The sequence below is a fragment of the Streptomyces sp. NPDC051684 genome (assembly GCF_044453445.1).
In the GTDB taxonomy this organism is placed as follows: Bacteria; Actinomycetota; Actinomycetes; order Streptomycetales; family Streptomycetaceae; genus Streptomyces.
The window spans coordinates 1-14,002 of sequence record NZ_JBITCS010000041.1; the positions used below are offsets into that span (position 1 = coordinate 1).

At 68.8% G+C, this 14,002-nt stretch carries 12 protein-coding genes and 1 riboswitch; of the genes, 11 read left to right on the top strand and 1 reads right to left on the bottom strand.

All coding sequences use genetic code 11. The features are described from left to right. Positions 1-238: 238 nt before the first annotated feature. From ACIA8D_RS34870 to ACIA8D_RS34915, 10 genes are all read left to right on the top strand, one after another. Positions 239-847: a CDP-alcohol phosphatidyltransferase family protein gene (locus tag ACIA8D_RS34870; RefSeq protein ID WP_385768954.1), complete on the top strand. Its 609-nt coding sequence runs from the start codon at positions 239-241 to the stop codon at positions 845-847. A 112-nt stretch (positions 848-959) separates the two neighbouring features. After that, complete coding sequence (locus ACIA8D_RS34875; protein WP_399238261.1) at positions 960-3,455, top strand: sugar phosphate nucleotidyltransferase; 2,496 nt, start codon at positions 960-962, stop codon at positions 3,453-3,455. 88 nt (positions 3,456-3,543) lie between these two features. Next, the gene (locus ACIA8D_RS34880; protein ID WP_399238262.1) at positions 3,544-4,449 is read left to right on the top strand and encodes a DUF881 domain-containing protein; all 906 of its coding nucleotides are present in this window, start codon (positions 3,544-3,546) and stop codon (positions 4,447-4,449) included. Next, entirely contained in the window at positions 4,446-4,778 is a 333-nt protein-coding gene (locus tag ACIA8D_RS34885) for a small basic family protein (RefSeq protein ID WP_266722032.1), read from the top strand. Before ACIA8D_RS34880 ends, ACIA8D_RS34885 begins: the two co-directional genes overlap by 4 nt. 5 nt (positions 4,779-4,783) lie before the next feature. Beyond that, entirely contained in the window at positions 4,784-5,752 is a 969-nt protein-coding gene (locus ACIA8D_RS34890) for a DUF881 domain-containing protein (protein ID WP_399238263.1), read from the top strand. An 83-nt stretch (positions 5,753-5,835) separates the two neighbouring features. Next, the gene (locus ACIA8D_RS34895) at positions 5,836-6,729 is read left to right on the top strand and encodes an FHA domain-containing protein (RefSeq protein WP_399238333.1); all 894 of its coding nucleotides are present in this window, start codon (positions 5,836-5,838) and stop codon (positions 6,727-6,729) included. A gap of 27 nt (positions 6,730-6,756) precedes the next feature. Further along, positions 6,757-7,485: a MerR family transcriptional regulator gene (locus ACIA8D_RS34900; protein ID WP_399238264.1), complete on the top strand. Its 729-nt coding sequence runs from the start codon at positions 6,757-6,759 to the stop codon at positions 7,483-7,485. An 86-nt stretch (positions 7,486-7,571) separates the two neighbouring features. Further along, a complete protein-coding gene (locus ACIA8D_RS34905; RefSeq protein ID WP_005475662.1) occupies positions 7,572-8,045 on the top strand; it encodes a bifunctional nuclease family protein in 474 nt (157 codons plus the stop codon). Between the two features lie 193 nt (positions 8,046-8,238). After that, positions 8,239-8,898 (top strand): MerR family transcriptional regulator, encoded by a 660-nt coding sequence (locus ACIA8D_RS34910; RefSeq protein WP_399238265.1) that lies wholly within the window; start codon positions 8,239-8,241, stop codon positions 8,896-8,898. A 46-nt stretch (positions 8,899-8,944) separates the two neighbouring features. Further along, complete coding sequence (locus ACIA8D_RS34915; protein WP_399238266.1) at positions 8,945-10,375, top strand: DNA polymerase IV; 1,431 nt, start codon at positions 8,945-8,947, stop codon at positions 10,373-10,375. Here the strand turns inward: ACIA8D_RS34915 and ACIA8D_RS34920 are convergent. After that, positions 10,318-10,692 carry a PRC-barrel domain-containing protein gene (locus ACIA8D_RS34920; RefSeq protein ID WP_399238267.1) on the bottom strand — a complete coding sequence of 125 codons (375 nt, stop codon included), beginning with the start codon at positions 10,690-10,692 and terminating at the stop codon, positions 10,318-10,320. The genes ACIA8D_RS34915 and ACIA8D_RS34920 overlap by 58 nt on opposite strands. 123 nt (positions 10,693-10,815) lie before the next feature. Next, a riboswitch (glycine riboswitch) is annotated at positions 10,816-10,912 on the top strand. Between the two features lie 185 nt (positions 10,913-11,097). On the opposite strand from ACIA8D_RS34920, the gene gcvP reads away from it, so the two are divergent. Further along, positions 11,098-13,983, top strand: coding sequence for an aminomethyl-transferring glycine dehydrogenase (gene gcvP, locus ACIA8D_RS34925; RefSeq protein ID WP_399238268.1), 2,886 nt, complete (start codon positions 11,098-11,100; stop codon positions 13,981-13,983). The last annotated feature ends 19 nt before the right edge of the window (positions 13,984-14,002 follow it).

The window sequence follows — 14,002 nt, forward strand, 5'->3', positions numbered from 1 at the left end:
ACCCGGAAGCTAAGCCTCACAGCGCCGATGGTACTGCAGGGGGGACCCTGTGGGAGAGTAGGACGCCGCCGAACTAATTTTAAAGAAAAGCCCGGGCCGGGATACGGTCCGGGCTTTTCTGTGTTGGGGGGGGGCGTTGCCGTGTCCGGCGTTACGGCGCCCCCGTAGCTCAGGCCTCCCGACACTGAGGGTAAAGTCAGGGGGCATCGTTGGTTCGTTCCCCACAGGAGGCCCCCGGGTGGAGGTCCAGGAGACCCGTGTTCAGACGGACAGGGTCCTCACCATCCCGAACATCCTCAGCATGGCGCGTCTCGTCGGCGTGCCCCTCTTCCTGTGGCTCATCCTGCGCCCTGAGTTCGGGGGCCCCAAGAGTGACGGCTGGGCGCTGCTCGTGCTGGCTCTCAGCGGCATCAGCGACTATCTCGACGGGAAGCTCGCGCGGCGCTGGAATCAGATCAGCAGCCTCGGCCGACTGCTCGACCCGGCTGCTGACCGGCTCTACATTTTGTCCACGTTGGTGGGTTTGACCTGGCGTGACATTCTGCCCATTTGGTTGACCGCCGTACTTTTGGCGCGTGAACTGCTTCTTCTGGTGATGGTGGGGATCCTCAGGCGCCATGGCTATCCGCCGCCCCAGGTGAACTTCCTCGGGAAGGCAGCGACCTTCAACCTGATGTATGCGTTCCCCTTGCTGCTTCTCAGTGACGGAACGGGTTGGATCCACGAACTCGCTGCTATTTTCGGATGGGCGTTCGCTGGATGGGGTACGACGCTGTACTGGTGGGCAGGGATCCTCTACGTGGTTCAAGTCCGCCGGCTTGTCCGGGCGGACTCCATGGCCGATTGAGCTCGCCATTGCGCGTTGGCAGAGGCCAGATGGCCCGCCGTGACGAGTGCGGGCCATTCCGGGCGGGCGAAGTCGGCTAGACCGTCGTCTCTTCAAGGAGGACGCTTCCGACATGAAGGCCGTCGTGATGGCCGGAGGCGAAGGCACACGCCTTCGCCCCATGACCTCGAGTATGCCCAAGCCGCTCCTGCCTGTGGCCAACCGGCCGATCATGGAGCATGTGCTCAGGCTGCTCAAGCGGCATGGGCTCAGCGAGACCGTGGTCACCGTGCAGTTCCTGGCTTCACTCGTCAGGAACTATTTCGGTGACGGTGAAGAGCTGGGGATGGAGCTCACCTACGCCAACGAGGAGAAGCCACTCGGCACTGCCGGCAGCGTGAAGAACGCTGAGGAAGCGCTGAAGGACGACTCTTTCCTTGTCATCTCGGGTGACGCACTCACCGATTTCGACCTCACCGAGCTCATCGATTTCCACAAGGAGAAGGGCGCGCTCGTCACCGTCTGTCTGACGCGTGTGCCCAATCCGCTGGAATTCGGTATCACCATCGTCGACGAGGAAGGAAAAGTCGAGCGCTTCCTCGAGAAGCCGACCTGGGGGCAGGTCTTCTCGGACACGGTGAACACGGGCATCTATGTGATGGAGCCCGAGGTCTTCGATTACGTCGAGGCCGACACGTCAGTGGACTGGTCCGGAGATGTCTTCCCGCAGCTGATGAAGGAAGGCAAGCCCATCTACGGCTACGTCGCCGAGGGCTACTGGGAGGACGTCGGCACACACGAGAGCTATGTGAAGGCCCAGGCGGACGTCCTCGAAGGAAAGGTCGACGTCGAGCTCGACGGGTTCGAGATCTCGCCGGGTGTGTGGGTGGCCGAAGGTGCGGAGGTGCACCCGGACGCCGTGCTGCGCGGACCGCTCTACATCGGCGACTACGCCAAGGTCGAAGCGGACGTGGAGATCCGGGAGCACACCGTCGTCGGCTCGAACGTCGTCGTGAAGAACGGTGCCTTCCTGCACAAGGCTGTCGTGCACGACAACGTCTACATCGGGCGGCACTGCAATTTGCGGGGCTGCGTGGTCGGCAAGAACACCGACATCATGCGGGCGGCGCGGATCGAGGACGGCGCCGTCATCGGCGACGAGTGCCTCGTCGGTGAGGAATCGATCGTCCAGGGCAATGTGCGGGTCTACCCGTTCAAGACGGTCGAGGCCGGCGCCTTCGTGAATACGTCGGTGATCTGGGAGTCACGCGGGCAGGCCCATCTGTTCGGGGCCAGGGGTGTCTCCGGGATCCTGAACGTCGAGATCACGCCGGAGCTCGCCGTGCGGCTCGCGGGGGCGTACGCGACGACGCTCAAGAAGGGGTCTACCGTCACGACCGCGCGTGACCACTCCCGTGGTGCGCGGGCGCTCAAGCGGGCCGTCATCTCCGCGCTGCAGGCCAGCGCCATCGACGTACGGGACCTGGAGAATGTGCCGCTGCCCGTGGCGCGGCAGCAGACGGCGCGGGGCGGTGCCGGCGGGATCATGATCCGGACGACGCCCGGGGTGCCGGACTCCGTCGACATCATGTTCTTCGACGAGCGTGGGGCCGATCTGTCGCAGGGCAGTCAGCGCAAGCTGGACCGGGTGTACGCGCGGCAGGAGTACCGCAGGGCGTTCCCGGGTGAGATCGGTGATCTGCACTTCCCGTCGAGCGTCTTCGACTCGTACACGGGATCGCTGCTGCGGAACGTCGATACGACGGGGGTCGCGGAGGCCGGGCTGAAGGTGGTCGTCGACGCGTCGAACGGGAGTGCCGGGCTCGTGCTGCCCAGCCTTCTCGGGCGGCTCGGTGTCGACTCCCTGACGATCAACCCGGGGCTCGATGAGTCGCGGCCGACCGAGACCGCCGATGCCCGCAGGTCCGGGCTCGTACGGCTCGGGGAGATCGTGGCCTCGGCGCGGGCTGCGTTCGGGGTGCGGTTCGATCCAGTCGGGGAGCGGCTCTCGCTCGTCGATGAGAAGGGGCGGATCGTCGAGGACGACCGGGCGTTGCTCGTGATGCTCGATCTCGTCGCCGCGGAGCGCAGGAGCGGGCGGGTGGCGCTGCCCGTGACGACCACGCGTATCGCCGAGCAGGTCGCCGCGTATCACGGGACGCAGGTCGAGTGGACGACCACGTCGCCCGACGACCTGACGCGGGTGGGGCGCGAGGACGGGACGATCTTCGGTGGGGACGGGCGGGCCGGGTTCATCATTCCCGAGTTCAGCAGCGTGTTCGACGGGGCCGCGGCCTTTGTGCGGCTCATCGGGCTCGTCGCCCGTACGCAGTTGACCCTCAGCCAGATCGACGCGCGGATTCCGCGGGCGCATGTGCTCAAACGGGATCTGGCGACGCCGTGGGCCGTCAAGGGCCTCGTCATGCGCCGTGTCGTGGAGGAGGCGGGCGAGCGGTCGGTGGACACGACCGACGGTGTGCGGGTCGTGGAGGCCGATGGGCGTTGGGTGATGGTGCTGCCCGACCCGGCCGAGGCCGTCACCCACCTGTGGGCCGAAGGACCGGACGACGCCTCCGCCCAACAGCTGCTCGACGAGTGGTCGGCCGTGGTGGACAGCGCCGGCCGTTGACCCGGATACCTGCTGTCCGGCGCCCATTTCGGGCGTCGGACAGCAGGGCAGTGGGGTCGTTGGGTGGTAGTGCCCACGACGTGCGACGATGTGCGGCATGCCGCAGCAGCCCCCCAAACGGAGCACCCCAGAGCGCCCCTCGCGCCCCGACGCCTCCATGTCGCTGCTGACCAACGTCATGGATCACAGCCTGGACGACGGGTATGCGGAGGCCACCGCGCGCAAAGAGGCGCTGGGGCAGAGCGGTTTGCCGAAGACGCTGCGGGCGAAGCTGGGGCTCGCCGCGGGACTCGTGCTCGCCGCGCTGGTGGTGACGGTGGGCGCGGCACAGGCTCGCGTCACCGCGCCGGTGGTGGCCAAGGAGCGCGAGGAGCTCATCGACCGCATCGACCAGGAGACCAAGTCCGCCGACGAACTGGAGGGACAGGTCGACTCGCTGCGCGGGCGCGTGGGGGAGATGCAGCGCGAGGCGCTGAAGAAGCACGGTGGCGAGCAGGCGGAGTTGGCGGGGGTGCTCTCGGGCGCCGTCGCCGTGCACGGCCCCGGCGTGAAGCTCGTCGTCGACGACGCCAAGTCGGCCACCACGGGCGACGGGAGCGGGCCGCGCGAGAGCAACGGCTTCTCCGACACCGGCCGCGTGCGCGACCGGGACATGCAGCGCGTCATGAACGGTCTCTGGCAGTCCGGTGCGGAGGCCATCAGCATCAACGGGCAGCGCCTCACCTCGCTGTCCGCGATCAGGGCCGCGGGTGACGCGATACTGGTCGACAACAAGCCGCTGGTGCCGCCGTACACGGTGCTCGCGGTAGGGGATGGGCAACGGCTGAGCACGCGGTTCCAGAACAGCCCCGACGGTCTCTATCTGCACGCGCTGCAGGAGAACTTCGGGGTCAGGACCAGTATTTCGGCCCAGGACGACATCAAGCTTCCTGCCGCACCCAGCGTGATCGTACGTACAGCACAGCCGAGAGCAGAGCAGAAGGGCACATCGTGATCGCCGTACTGGGCCTCGTCGTGGGAGTCGTGGTCGGTCTTTTCGTCCGGCCCGAGGTTCCGGCGGTCGTTGAGCCTTACCTTCCTATCGCCGTCGTCGCGGCGCTCGACGCGGTGTTCGGCGCGCTGCGCGCCATGCTGGACGGGATCTTCGACGACAAGGTGTTCGTCGTCTCGTTCCTGTCGAACGTCGTCGTGGCCGCGCTCATCGTCTTCCTGGGCGACAAGTTGGGCGTCGGCGCGCAGCTGTCGACCGGTGTCGTCGTGGTGCTCGGCATCCGCATCTTCTCCAACGCCGCCGCGATCCGGCGGCATGTGTTCCGGGCGTGAGGCCGATGAGCAACGACGAGAACGCCGAGAGCGCTGAGAACACTGAGAGCGTCGAGAACGGCAAGCGCGTGCAACCGGACGGCCAGGCCGAGCAGTTGCGCAAGGAGCTGTCGGCCGAGCTGCCCCCCGAGGTACCGGCCAAGAAGCCCGACACGGTGAATCCGGAGCCGGAGGCGGAGCGGGAGCCCGCGCCGGAGCCCGAGGCCGTTGAACCGGGGCCGGTCGCGCCGGATGTCCGGGAGCCCGAACTGACCGGGCGGCAGCGGCTCGTGAAGGGTCTGTGGCCGCCGCGCGCGTCGCGCGCCCAGCTCATCATGGCCGTGCTGCTGTTCGTCCTGGGGCTCGGGCTCGCCATCCAGGTGCGGTCCACCAGCGACAACAGCGCTCTGCGCGGTGCGCGTCAGGAAGATCTCGTTCGCATCCTCGATGAACTGGATGATCGAACTCAGCGTCTTGAGGATGAGAAGCAAGGTCTCGTGGACCAGCGCACCGAGCTGGAGAACAGTTCGGACCAGGCCGACGAGGCCCGCAAGCAGACGGCCGAGAAGCAGAAGCAGCTCGGCATTCTGGCGGGCACGACGGCCGCGCAGGGCCCCGGGATCACCATGACCGTCACCGACACGAAGGGGGCCGTGGAGGCGGACATGCTGCTCGACGCGGTCCAGGAGCTGCGCGCCGCAGGCGCGGAGGCGATCCAGGTGAACAATGTCCGCATCGTGGCGAACACGTATCTGACGGACGGCAGCGGCGGGAAGGGGATCAGCGTGGACGGACACGAGATCAGCCGTCCCTACCGGTTCAAGGTCATCGGCAAGCCGCAGGACCTGGAGCCGGCCCTGAACATCCCCGGGGGTGTGGTGCAGACGCTGGAGAAGGAGCAGGCCACGGTGGCCGTGAGCCGCTCGAGCAAGATCGTCGTAGATGCCTTGCGATCCGCGCAACGGCCTGATTACGCTCGGTCGTCCTCGGAGTGAAGCCGGGGGTGCATGGTGGATACCGTGCGAGGGCATGACGTTGCGGGGGGTCGCCGCAGCAAGGGTGGTGTGCGTGGTGGAAACTGTTTGGCGGATACGGACGTTGTGAGGGTGTCCGTGTCAATGATGTACGCGATGTACGCCGATGTGTGCAGTCAGGGTTCGTCCTGCCCCACGGGCGGGTCTGTTTCGGTCAAGGGGAATCGCCCGTGAAGTTGTTTGCGAAGTTGTTCGGCAAGAGCGCGCGTGAGGACAACCGCCATCGTGCGTCGCGCCAGTCAGACGTGCCCGAGACCCAGGTGGGTGAGCGCCCGCTGTTCCGGGACCAGGTCGCCGGAGACAATTCGGGCGGACAGGGCGCGTCGTCTGTTGACCCTTCCGGTTCCGGCCGCATAGGTTTCGGAGAACCGTCAACCTCAAGTACGGGTGGAGAGTTCGGCATGTCGGCCCTGGTGTGTACGAGGTGCGGAAACCGGAACGCGGAGAACAGCCGGTTCTGCTCCAACTGCGGTGCGCCGCTGCGTGGCGGTGCGGCGCCGGAGGGGCCGTCGGAGACGACGTCCACCATCTCCATCTCCGGCCTCGAGTCCTACGACCCGGAGGCGACGGGCCAGACGCAGCTTCCGGCCCTCTCGCCCGAGGCGCAGGCGGCGGTCGACGCGCTGCCGCTGGGCTCGGCGCTCCTGGTGGTGCGGCGCGGTCCGAACTCGGGCAGCCGCTTCCTCCTGGACGGCGAGCTGACCACCGCGGGGCGCCACCCGCAGAGCGACATCTTCCTGGACGACGTGACCGTGTCGCGCCGCCACGTGGAGTTCCGTCGCCTGCAGGACGGCTCGTTCACCGTCGCCGACGTCGGCAGCCTCAACGGCACGTATGTGAACCGTGAGCGCATCGACTCGGTGACGCTGAACAACGGGGACGAGGTGCAGATCGGCAAGTACCGGCTGGTGTTCTACGCGAGCCAGCGTGGTATCTGATCCGTCCGCGACCCTTCAGGAAGGTCCATGCTGCACACGACGAGTGGCGGTACCCCCGGGGGCACCGCCACCACGGACAGTCGGCTGATGAGCATCGGCACCGTACTTAACGTGCTCCGAGAAGAGTTTCCCGAAGTCACCATCTCCAAGATCAGGTTCCTGGAGTCCGAGGGCTTGGTCGAGCCGCGGCGCACGCCGTCGGGGTACCGGAAGTTCAGCCCGGACGACGTCGAGCGGCTCGCCCACGTCCTGCGCATGCAGCGGGACCACTACCTGCCGCTGAAGGTCATCAAGGAGCAGCTCGACGCCCTGGAGCCGGGCGAGAGCCTGACCGTGCCCGCGCCGGGAGGCCCCGGCGACGCGGAGGACGGCGCCGACGTGCCCACGGCCGCGCGGGTCGGCCGGGACGAATTGCTGGCGGCCGTGGGCGTCGAGGAGCACGAGCTCGACGAATGGGAGTCGTACGGGCTCCTCACCCCCCTGCCCGACGGTGGCTACGACGCCTCCGCCGTGTCCGTCGCCGAGCTCATCGGCGAGCTGGCCCGGTTCGGGATCGGACCGCGGCACCTGCGGGTCATGCGGGCCGCCGCGGACCGGGAGGCGGGCCTCGTGGACCAGGTGGTGGCCCCGCTCAAGGTGCACCGCAACCCGCAGACGCGGGCGCATGCCGAGGCCCGTGCCAAGGAGCTGGCCGGCCTCACCGTGAAACTGCACTCGGCACTTGTGCAGACCGCCCTCGGGGTGCGTCTGCCCTGATCGTGGGCGCGGGTGAGCACCGATGGCCCGGTCCTCGGTGGGTGCCCGACTACCCAAACCGGCCGGGCACGTCCTAGGGTTGCTGTGTGAACGAGCTCGACGTCGTAGGTGTCCGGGTCGAAATGCCCTCCAACCAGCCGATCGTGCTCCTGCGTGAAGTGGGAGGCGACCGGTACCTCCCCATCTGGATCGGACCGGGGGAGGCGACCGCGATCGCCTTCGCCCAGCAGGGCATGGCGCCCGCGCGTCCGCTGACGCACGACCTTTTCAAGGATGTCCTTGAAGCGGTCGGCCAGGAGCTCACGGAAGTGCGCATCACGGACCTGCGCGAAGGCGTCTTCTACGCGGAACTGGTGTTCGCCAGTGGCGTCGAGGTCAGCGCCCGCCCGTCCGACGCCATAGCCCTGGCGCTGCGCACCGGTACGCCGATCTTCGGCAGTGACGGGGTACTCGACGACGCGGGGATCGCCATCCCCGACGAGCAGGAGGACGAGGTGGAGAAGTTCCGCGAGTTCCTCGACCAGATCTCTCCCGAGGACTTCGGCACCAACAGTCAGTGACCGCTCGTCCGGCGGCCGGGTCCGGCCGCCGAGTCGGCGGCGCCCTCAAGACATTCGGCTAGCCTTTCCCGGCGGTGGGTCACGGGAAACCACTCTTAGGGTGATTATCACTCGGCGTGCCTAGTGTGGCGTTCGTTGACGCACCCCCTGTGACTGCCTACCGTCGACAAGGCAGGTCAATGAGGAGGTCGGCGTGAGAAGCAGCGGCGACGGTACGGCGACGGGCGGTCCGTACCTTCCCCCGAGCTCTCGACAGGGCTCGAGCAGGGGGTACCCCCTCCACGGCAGCGCGGCCGATCACACTCCGCAGCGCCCGCAGGCCGTGCCTGCGGTGGCGGGGAAGAGCGGCGAGGCCGCTTCCGAGCAGCTCGGATACCGGGGGCCGACGGCATGCGCCGCGGCCGGCATCACCTACCGGCAGCTCGACTACTGGGCCAGGACCGGCCTCGTCGAACCCAGCGTGCGTTCCGCGTACGGATCGGGGACCCAGCGGCTCTACAGCTTCCGGGACGTGGTGGTCCTCAAGGTCGTCAAGCGGTTCCTGGACACGGGTGTCTCGTTGCAGAACATCCGGACCGCCGTGCAGCACCTGCGCGAGAGCGGTCTGCGTGACCTGGAGCGGATGACGCTCATGAGCGACGGCGCGACGGTCTACGAGTGCACGTCGCCGGACGAGGTCCACGATCTGCTCCAGGGCGGCCAGGGCGTCTTCGGGATCGCCGTCGGCGTGGTCTGGCGGGACGTGGAGGCGGCGCTCTCGCAGTTGCACGGCGAGCGTGTGGACACCGGCGAGACGATCGTGCCGGCGAACCCCACGGACGAGCTGGCGAGGCGGCGCGGCAGGGCCGTGTGAGGTCCGTACGGCCGCGTTGTCAGTGGCGTAGGGCAGCATCGGTGGTGTGAGAACCGCGCCCACGATCCTGCATCTCGACATGGATGCCTTCTACGCCTCTGCTGAGCAGGCGGCGAAGCCGAGCCTGCGCGGGAAAGCGGTCGTCGTGGGCGGGCTCGGACCGCGCGGTGTGGTGGCCACGGCGTCGTACGAGGCGCGGAAGTTCGGGGTGCACTCGGCGATGCCGATGGGGCAGGCGCGCAGGCTCGCCCCGCATGCCGCGTATCTGGTCCCGCGCTTCCGGCTCTACCGGGCGATCAGCGAGCAGGTGATGGGGCTCCTGGGCGCTCTCTCGCCGCTGGTGGAGCCCCTGAGCCTGGACGAGGCGTTCGTGGATCTGGAGGCCGGTGAGGCGGCCTGGGACGCCGCTTCGGCCGAGGCCGTGGGGCGGCGGCTGCGGGCCGACATCCGGCGTGTGACCGGGCTGACCGGGTCCGTGGGGCTCGCCGCGTCAAAGATGCTGGCGAAGATCGGTTCGGAGGAGGCCAAGCCGGACGGGCTGGTGCTGATACGCCCCGGCACCGAGCGCGCGCTGCTCGGGCCGCAGTCCGTGCGGATCCTGCCGGGGGTCGGGCCCGCGACGGCGGATCATCTGCGCCGGGCCGGGATCCAGACCGTGGAGGAGATCGCCGGGGCCGGCGAGGACGAGCTGGTGCGACTCCTCGGGAAGGCGCACGGCAGCCATCTGTACGAGATGGCGCTGGCCCGCGACGAGCGGCCGGTCGTGGCCGAGCGGGACTCCAAGTCCGTATCGGTCGAGGACACCTACGACGTGGACATCCATGACCGGGTGCAGGTCCGGATGGAGGTGCGCAGACTCGCCGGCCGGTGCGTGGAGCGGCTGAGAGCGGCCGAGCGCTCGGGCCGGACCGTGGTGCTCAAGGTGCGGCGCTACGACTTCTCGACGCTGACGCGCTCCGAGACGCTGCGGGGACCGACGGACGATCCGGGGGTGGTGCGGGAGGCCGCGGCGCGGCTGCTGGAGTCCGTGGACACGACCGGCGGCGTGCGGTTGCTGGGTGTCGGGGTCAGTGGGCTCGCCGACTTCACGCAGGAGGACCTGTTCGCGCAGTTCGCCGCCGCGGAGGAGGCCGCTGCCGAGGAGCTGGAGGGGGAGAGCGCCGCGGCCGAGTCCGCGGAGGCGGCCGAGCCCGAGCCGACGCCCGTGGAGCGGAAGTGGCTGGCCGGGCACGATGTGCGGCATGCCGAGTTCGGGCCGGGCTGGGTGCAGGGGAGCGGGCTCGGGCGGGTGACCGTGCGGTTCGAGACGCCGTACGCGGTGGTGCCGGGGAGGGTGCGGACGTTTCGGGTCGATGATCCGGAGCTGGCGCCGGCGGAGCCGATGCCGCTGGTCGAAGACGCCGAAGGCGCCGAAGGGGATCAGGCCGGGTCGTCCTCCACGCCCGCGATCTTGCCGAACGTGACGTCGGGCGACTGAGGGGCCGTGATGTCCAGACCGTAGTGGTCGTAGAGCTGGAGTTCCTGTTCCGGGGAGAGATGGCGGCCCACGCCGAAGTCGGGGGAGTCCTTGATCAGGGAGCGCTCGAAGGGCACGTGCAGCGTGCCGTCCGTGAACTCGCTCGGCTCGAGCGGGACGAAGGCGTCGCGGCTGAACAGGCCGGTTCGTATCGCGGCCCACTCCGGGACGCCCGTGGCATCGTCCAGGTACACCTCGTCGATGGTGCCGATCTTGGCCCCGTTGCGGTCGAACGCCTTGCGGCCGATCAGATTGCGCGGATCGACATCGGTCTGCACGGGCCCTCCAACTGATCGCGATGATCGCAACTGGTCTGTAAGGACTACGAAAGAGCACATTACGGAAGGCGGCCACTCGGGGGCTCCGGCCAAGTAGCCGCTGGTAGGCTGGGAAACGGCTGCTGACCCCGTGCGGGAGAGTCCTCCGACAGTCGTCGGAAGGCGCCGAAGGAGCAAATCCTCCCCGGAATCTCTCAGGCCCACGTACCGCACGGACGAGGTCACTCTGGAAAGCAGGGCGGGGTGCACGGTTTCCGCTCTCACCGACGGTGCAAGCCGGTGTGTTCCGTGTTCTCGCGGGGTGGGCCGGTGAAGCTCTCAGGTTGAGATGACAGAGGGGGAGGCCGTCCGGGTACCCGCGCCGTGGTGCCCCTCGTAGGTCGCAATGACCAGGAGGCCTCCGCAATGACCGCCAACCGTATTCCGCTCTCCCAGCTGGAGCGAGGAATCCCCTTCGAGCAGCGCCACATCGGCCCCGATGACGCCGCTCAGGCCAAGATGCTCGCGCAGGTCGGCTACGGCTCGCTGGACGAGCTGACCGCGGCCGCGGTGCCCGATGTGATCAAGAGCGCCGAGGCGCTGAATCTGCCGGACGCCCGCAGCGAGGCCGAGGTGCTCGCCGAGCTGAAGTCCCTTGCAGAGCGCAACCAGGTGCTCGGCTCGATGATCGGCCTCGGCTACTACGGGACGTTCACGCCGCCGGTCATCCTGCGCAATGTCATGGAGAACCCCTCCTGGTACACGGCGTACACGCCCTACCAGCCGGAGATCTCGCAGGGCCGCCTCGAGGCGCTGCTCAACTTCCAGACCATGGTCGCCGAGCTGACCGGCCTGCCCACCTCGGGCTCCTCGCTGCTCGACGAGGGCACCGCCGCCGCCGAGGCGATGGCCCTCTCGCGCCGCGTCGGCAAGGTCAAGAACGGCGTCTACGTCGTCGACGCCGACGCGTTGCCGCAGACCATCGCCGTCATCGAGACGCGCGCCGAGCCGACCGGCGTCGAGATCGTCGTCGCCGACCTGAGCGAGGGCATCCCCGCCGAGGTCGCCGAGCGCGGCGTCGTGGGAGTGCTCGTGCAGTACCCGGGCGCCTCCGGCGTCGTGCGGGACATCAAGCCCGTGATCGACCAGGCGCACGAGCTGGGCGCCATCGTCACCGTCGCCGCTGACCTTCTTGCTCTGACGCTGCTGACCTCGCCCGGCGAACTCGGCGCGGACATCGCCGTCGGTACGACGCAGCGCTTCGGTGTGCCGATGGGCTTCGGTGGTCCGCACGCCGGATACATGGCCGTGCGCGAGAAGTTCGCGCGCTCGCTGCCGGGCCGCCTGGTGGGCGTCTCCGTCGACGCCGACGGCAACAAGGCGTACCGCCTCGCCCTGCAGACCCGTGAGCAGCACATCCGCCGCGAGAAGGCGACCAGCAACATCTGCACCGCGCAGGTGCTGCTCGCCGTCATGGCCGGCATGTACGCCGTGTACCACGGGCCCGATGGCCTCAAGTCCATCGCGCGGCGCACCCACCGCTACGCCACCCTGCTCGCCGCGGGGCTCACCGCCGGCGGCGTCGAGGTCGTGCACGGCGCGTACTTCGACACCCTCACCGTGCGGGTGCCCGGCAAGGCCGCCGGGGTCGTCTCCGCCGCGCGCGAGGGCGGCGTCAACCTGCACCTCGTGGACGCCGATCACGTCTCGATCGCCTGCGACGAGACGACCATGCGGGCCCAGCTGGGCGCCGTGTGGAGCGCGTTCGACGTCGAGGCCGACATCGAGGCGCTGGACGCCGAGGTCGAGGACACGCTGCCGGGCGGGCGGCTGCGCGAGGACGAGTACCTGACGCACCCCGTCTTCCACCAGTACCGCTCCGAGACCTCGATGCTGCGCTACCTGCGCTCGCTCGCCGACCGCGACTATGCGCTGGACCGCGGCATGATCCCGCTGGGCTCCTGCACGATGAAGCTCAACGCGACGACGGAGATGGAGCCGGTCACCTGGCCCGAGTTCGGCCAGCTGCACCCCTTCGTCCCCGCCGAGCAGGCGCAGGGCTACCTGACGCTCATCCGTGAGCTGGAGGAGCGGCTCGCCGAGGTCACCGGCTACGACAAGGTGTCGCTGCAGCCGAACGCCGGCTCGCAGGGCGAACTCGCCGGTCTGCTCGCGGTGCGCGGCTACCACCGGGCCAACGGCGACGAGCAGCGCACCGTCTGCCTCATCCCGTCCTCCGCGCACGGCACCAACGCCGCGAGCGCAGTGATGGCCGGTATGAAGGTCGTCGTCGTGAAGACCGCCGACGACGGCGAGGTCGACATCGAGGACCTGCGCGCCAAGATCGAGCAGCACGCGGAGCAGCTCGCCGTCCTGATGATCACGTACCCGTCGACGCACGGCGTCTTCGAGGAGCACGTCGCCGACATCTGCGCCGCCGTGCACGACGCCGGCGGCCAGGTCTACGTCGACGGCGCCAACCTCAACGCGCTGGTGGGCCTCGCCAAGCCGGGTCGCTTCGGCGGCGACGTCTCGCACCTGAACCTGCACAAGACGTTCTGCATCCCGCACGGCGGTGGCGGTCCGGGCGTCGGCCCGGTCGGCGTGCGCGAGCACCTGGCGCCGTACCTGCCGAACCACCCGCTGCAGCCGGCCGCGGGCCCCGAGACGGGCGTCGGCCCGATCTCCGCCGCGCCGTGGGGCTCCGCCGGAATCCTGCCGATCTCGTGGGCGTACGTGCGGCTCATGGGCGGCGAGGGGCTGAAGCGGGCCACGCAGGTGGCCGTGCTCTCCGCGAACTACATCGCCAAGCGGCTCGAGCCGCACTTCCCGGTGCTCTACAACGGTCCGGGCGGGCTCGTCGCGCACGAGTGCATCGTGGACCTGCGCCCGATCAGCAAGGCGACGGGCGTGAGCATCGACGACATCGCCAAGCGGCTCATCGACTACGGGTTCCACGCGCCGACCATGTCGTTCCCGGTCGCCGGGACGCTGATGATCGAGCCGACCGAGAGCGAGGACATCGACGAGCTCGACCGCTTCTGCGACGCGATGATCGCGATTCGCGGCGAGGTCGAGCGGGTCGCCTCCGGCGAGTGGCCGGCGGACGACAACCCGCTGCGGAACGCTCCGCACACCGCCGGGATGCTCGGCGGCGAGTGGGAGCACGCGTACAGCCGGGAAGAAGGTGTCTTCCCGGCCGGGGTGGTCGCTTCGGACAAGTACTGGCCGCCGGTGCGGCGTATCGACCAGGCGTTCGGCGACCGGAACCTGGTGTGTTCCTGCCCGCCGCTCGACGCCTACGAGGGCTGATCCACTCGGGGCTGCGCGG

Excerpts from the sequence above, each read along its gene's own strand:
- ACIA8D_RS34875 (WP_399238261.1), top strand. The coding sequence starts at position 960 with ATGAAGGCCGTCGTGATGGCCGGAGGCGAAGGCACACGCCTTCGCCCC.
- ACIA8D_RS34880 (WP_399238262.1), top strand. The coding sequence starts at position 3,544 with ATGTGCGGCATGCCGCAGCAGCCCCCCAAACGGAGCACCCCAGAGCGC.
- ACIA8D_RS34890 (WP_399238263.1), top strand. The coding sequence starts at position 4,784 with ATGAGCAACGACGAGAACGCCGAGAGCGCTGAGAACACTGAGAGCGTC.
- ACIA8D_RS34900 (WP_399238264.1), top strand. The coding sequence starts at position 6,757 with ATGCTGCACACGACGAGTGGCGGTACCCCCGGGGGCACCGCCACCACG.
- gcvP (WP_399238268.1), top strand. The coding sequence starts at position 11,098 with ATGACCGCCAACCGTATTCCGCTCTCCCAGCTGGAGCGAGGAATCCCC.